We start from the raw sequence: 1,549 nt of genomic DNA on the forward strand, positions 1-1,549 counted from the left end.
AGCGTGGTCGCAACCGACATCAACGTGGAGGCGCTCGAGAGCCTCGCCGGAGAGGCGAAGGCGGAAGGGCTCGCCGTCGAGACCCGCGTGCTCGACGTCCTGAAGGATGCCGCCGTGGCAGAGGTCGTCGCCGAAACCGGACCCTTCGACGTCCTCTTCAACTGCGCCGGCTTCGTCCATTCCGGCACCGTCCTCGACATGGCCGACAAGGACCTCGACTTCGCCTTCGATCTCAACGTCCGCGCCATGATCCGCACCATCCGCGCCGTGCTGCCCGGCATGATCGAGAAGGGTGACGGTTCGATCATCAACATGGCCTCCGTCGCCTCCTCGGTGAAGGGCGTGCCCAACCGCTGCGCCTACACCGTCACCAAGGCCGCCGTCATCGGGTTGACCAAGTCGGTCGCCGCCGACTTCGTCGCGCAAGGCATCCGCGTGAATGCCATCTGCCCCGGCACGGTCGAAAGCCCCTCGCTGCAGGAGCGCATGAAGGCGCAGGGCGACTACGAGACGGCACGTGCCGCCTTCATCGCCCGCCAGCCGATGGGGCGGCTCGGAACCCCGGAAGAAATCGCCGGCCTCGCCGTCTATCTCGCGACCGCCACCTATACATCCGGCCAGGCCTACGCCATCGACGGCGGCTGGACGATCTGAGCAATGCCAGGAAAAGTGTGAAGCGGTTTTCCGTCCGGCATTGCGAACAACAAAGAACCAAGGAGCGGCCCGGCCGCGAATTCGAAAGGAAACTCCCATGAAACTGATGCGCGTCGGCCCGCCCGGCCAGGAAAAGCCGGCCCTCCTCGACAAGGACGGCAAGGTCCGCGATCTCTCCGCCCATGTCGCCGATATCGGCGGTGCGGCCATCTCCCCCGAAGGCCTGCAAAAGATCGCGACGATCGACCCGGCGAGCCTTCCGGAACTTGCCGTGGACCGCGTCGGTGCTTGCGTTGCCGGCACCGGCAAGTTCATCTGCATCGGGCTCAACTATTCCGACCATGCCGCCGAGAGCGGCATGGCCGTGCCACCCGAGCCGGTGATCTTCATGAAGGCGACCTCGGCCATCTGCGGCCCCAATGACGATGTCCATATCCCCCGCGGCTCGGAAAAGACCGACTGGGAAGTCGAGCTCGGCGTCGTCATCGGCAAGACCGCAAAATACGTCTCCGAGGCCGACGCCCTCGACTATGTCGCCGGCTACTGCGTCTCCCACGACGTCTCCGAGCGCGCCTTCCAGACCGAGCGCGCCGGCCAGTGGACCAAGGGCAAGTCCTGCGACACCTTCGGGCCGATCGGCCCCTGGCTCGTCACCAGGGACGAGGTCGCCGACCCGCAGGACCTTTCCATGTGGCTGACCGTCAACGGCGAGAAGATGCAGAACGGAACCTCTGCCACCATGGTCTACGGCGTCGCCTTCCTCGTCTCCTACTTGAGCCAGTTCATGTCGCTCCATCCCGGCGACGTCATCTCCACCGGTACGCCCCCCGGCGTCGGAATGGGCATGAAGCCGCCCCGCTACCTCAGGGACGGCGACATCGTCGAACTCGGTATC

General features: G+C 65.5%; 2 protein-coding genes. Both read left to right on the plus strand.

The features are described from left to right. Nucleotides 1–654: SDR family oxidoreductase (locus tag DFR48_RS21665; protein WP_114365287.1), on the plus strand; the 654-nt coding region annotated here is incomplete at its 5' end. 97 nt (nt 655–751) lie between these two features. Then, nucleotides 752–1,549 (plus strand): fumarylacetoacetate hydrolase family protein (locus tag DFR48_RS21670; protein WP_147273568.1); only part of this gene is annotated, 798 nt, incomplete at its 3' end.

Source organism: Ciceribacter lividus (assembly GCF_003337715.1).
GTDB lineage: Bacteria > Pseudomonadota > Alphaproteobacteria > Rhizobiales > Rhizobiaceae > Allorhizobium > Allorhizobium lividum.